Origin of the sequence: Actinomadura keratinilytica, from assembly GCF_039539665.1 — a bacterium.
Classification (GTDB): Bacteria; Actinomycetota; Actinomycetes; order Streptosporangiales; family Streptosporangiaceae; genus Spirillospora; species Spirillospora keratinilytica.
The window spans coordinates 1-3,167 of record NZ_BAABDO010000235.1 but is presented as its reverse complement, the minus strand read 5'-3'; the positions used below and the strand labels follow the sequence as shown (position 1 = coordinate 3,167).

Annotated in this window: 1 protein-coding gene; it reads right to left on the bottom strand. The window is 73.6% G+C overall.

What is annotated here, in order from left to right:
- Window positions 1-3,167, bottom strand: a 3,167-nt coding sequence (locus ABD879_RS32370; protein ID WP_345025594.1) for a condensation domain-containing protein, incomplete at both ends; no start/stop codon positions are given.

Sequence of the window (3,167 nt, the reverse complement as noted above, 5' to 3'; positions counted from 1 at the left end):
GGTCGGCCGGGTACTCGGGATCCAGCGGAACGTACGCGGCACCCGCCTTCCACACCCCGACCATCGCCACCACCGCGTCCACACCACGCGGCAGGCTGAGCCCCACCACCGACTCACGACCGACCCCGGCATCCCGCAGGTACCGGGCGAGTCGGTTCGAACGCTCGTCCAACTCGGCATACGTCAACGACGCGTCACCGCACCGCAACGCCACCGCGTCCGGCGTGCGCTGCGCCCATGCCTGGATCTGCTCGGGGATCAGGGCATCTGCGACCGGCGCCTGCGTGGCGTTCCAGCCGGTCAGCAGGAGTTCGCGTTCGTCCGGAGTGAGGATGTCGAGCCGTCCCACTCCGCTGTCCGGGGAGGCGGCGAACTGCTCAAGGATCGACAGCAGATGCCCGGAGAACGCCTGGGCGGTGGCCTCGGTGAACACGTCCGGCCGGTAGTCCAGCGACAGTTCGAGGTCCTCGCCCGGCAGGACGGCGAGCGTGAGCGGATAGTGCGCCGGATCCTTGACCTGGGTGCCGAGGAGACGCAGCTCGCCGATCCGCGTGGGCCCGGACGGATCTCCCGGGTAGTTCTCGTAGACCAGCAGCGTGTCGAAGGCGGCACCGCCTGCGGCCTGCCGCTGGATGTCGGTGAGTCCGAGATGCCGATGGGCCAGCAGCGCGGCCTGCTCGGCCTGCACGCGCACCAGCAGCTCGCTCACCGTCTCACCGGGCTCCAGCCGTACCCGGACGGGAATCGTATTGATCAGCAAGCCGAGCATGCGCTCGACGCCCGCGATCTCGGCCGGCCGACCGGAGACGGTCGTGCCGAACACCACGTCGCGGCGGCCGGTCAGCTTGCCGACCAGCACCGCCCAGGCGCCCTGCACGACCGTGTTCAGCGTCAGGCCGTGCGCCCTGGCCAGTCCGCGCAGGGCCGCCGCCAGCGGTTCGCCCGCCCGGATGACCACCCGGTGCGGCACGACCGGCTCGCCTCCCGTGACGGCGGGCGCCACGAGGGTCGGCTCGTCCAGTCCGGACAGCGCCCGCCGCCAAGCGGTCCGCGCCGCGTCCCGGTCCTGGCGGGCCAGCCACGCCAGGTAGTCCCGGTAGGAGGTGACGGCGGGCAGCGCCGCCGGGTCGCCGCCGGCCTCGTACAGCGCCCACAGCTCCTCCATGAGCACCGGCAGCGACCAGCCGTCCAGCACCATGTGGTGCATCGTGATGACCATCCGGAACCGGCGCGGCGCCAGCTTCACCAGCAGCACTCGGATCAGCGGGGGTGTCGCGAGGTCGAACCGCCGCCGGTGGTCCTCAGCGGCCAGCCGATCGGCCTCCGCGAGCGCCGCCTCTTCGGTCAGGTCCGAGAGGTCGGTTTCGCGCCAGGGCAGCGTCACCTCGCGGGAGACGGCTTGGACGACCTCCTGCGACCCGGCGAGGAGGCGGACTCCGGCGCGCAGGCCGGCATGCCGGTCGAGCAGGGCCTGCCACGCCCCGCGCAGCCGCCCGCCGTCCAGGGGGCCTTCGAGGTCGAGGGCCCGCTGCCCGACGTACACGTCGGCGGACCGCTCGTCGTAGACGGAGTGGAACAGCAGCCCCTCCTGGAGGGGCGCCACCGGCCACACGTCGACCAGCCCGGGGACGGCGGCCTCCAGCTCTTCGACCTGGTCCTGGGCCAGTGACACCAGCGGGAAGTCCGAGGGGGTGAATCCGCCGCCGCTGTGCGCGACCAGCCCGGACAGCATGGCCGCCCATGTCCCGGCCAGCTCCTCGACCGCGCTTTCGGTCAGCAGCCCGGACGGCCAGTCGAGGGTCAGCGTCAGTTCCGGGCCTTCGGGGAGGTCGTGGACGACTCCGGAGACCTCCAGGGCATGCGCCACGGGCATCCGGGGGTCCGCCCCGCCGACCAGGCCGCCGCGTCCGACCGGCTGCCACGATCCGCCGAGGTCATCGGCGGTGCCGCCGCTGAAGCGGCCGAGGTAGTTGAAGCCGATCTGCGGCGCCGGCAGCGCGGCCAGTTCGGCGGCGGTGTCGGGGTTGAGGTGGCGCAGCAGCCCGTAGCCGAGCCCGTCGGACGGCACCGCGCGCAGCTGCTCCTTGATCCGCTTGAGCAGTCGGCCCGCGTCGGGCCCGCCGGTCCGCACGTCGGTCAGGTCGAGGGTGCCGGGGTCGAGGCGGACGGGGTGGACGCCGGTGAACCAGCCGACCGTGCGCGACAGGTCGAGGGTGTCGGAGGTGCGGCCGTGGCCTTCGACGTCGATGAGCACGCCGCCGCCGTGGCGCCGCCAGTCGGTGACGGCCGCCGCCAGCCCGGCGAGCAGGACGTCGTCCACTCCCGCGTGGAACGCCGCCGGAACCCGGGTCAGCAACGCCTCGGTCACCTCGGGCGGAAGCGTCACCGAGCGCGTGTTCACCGTGCCGATCACGTCGCGGTCCGGGTCCAGGGGGCGGTCTCCGAGCACCGGCTCGGCGCCGTCCAGCATCGCCGCCCACAGCGGCAGCTCCGCGACCCGTTCCGCGGTGGCGGCCTGCTGCGCCAGGTCCAGGGCCCAGCGCCTGAACGGAACCGGCACGGGTTCGAGTTCGCCGTCCGGCGCGTCGTAGGCACCGGCGAGGTCGGGCAGCAGGATCCGCCACGAGACCCCGTCCACCACGAGGTGGTGGACGAGCCAGAGGAGGATTCCTCGGGTGTCGGGGCCCGCGTCGAACCAGACGAGCTGGGTCATCACCCCGGCCGCCGGGTCGAGCCGGGACACGGCCGACCGGGTGTGCTCGTCGATCACCCCGTCGTCGGGTGTCCCCTCGCAGGGCACCCGGCGGACGAGCCCGGCGGGATCGACCGTCCCCGCCTCGGGGACGACCAGCTCGGTGCCGTCGAAGCGGGCGCGCAGCATGTCATGGCGGTCCAGGACGGCCCCGACCGCGCGGGCGAGACGGTCGACGTCGAGCCCGGCCGGGACGGCGAGCAGCATCGACTGGAAGAACCCGCCCTCCAGCGCCATGCCGCCGGATCGTTCGATCGCCTCCCGCATCACCGGCAGGAGCGGTACCCGCCCGGTCGCTTCGACCGCGCTGTCCGTGTCGTCGTCTTCGACGGGGGTGGCGACGGCCGCCACGCCCGCCGCGGAGCGGTGCTCGAAGACCTGGCGTGCGGTGAACACCAGCCCCGCCCGGCGGGCC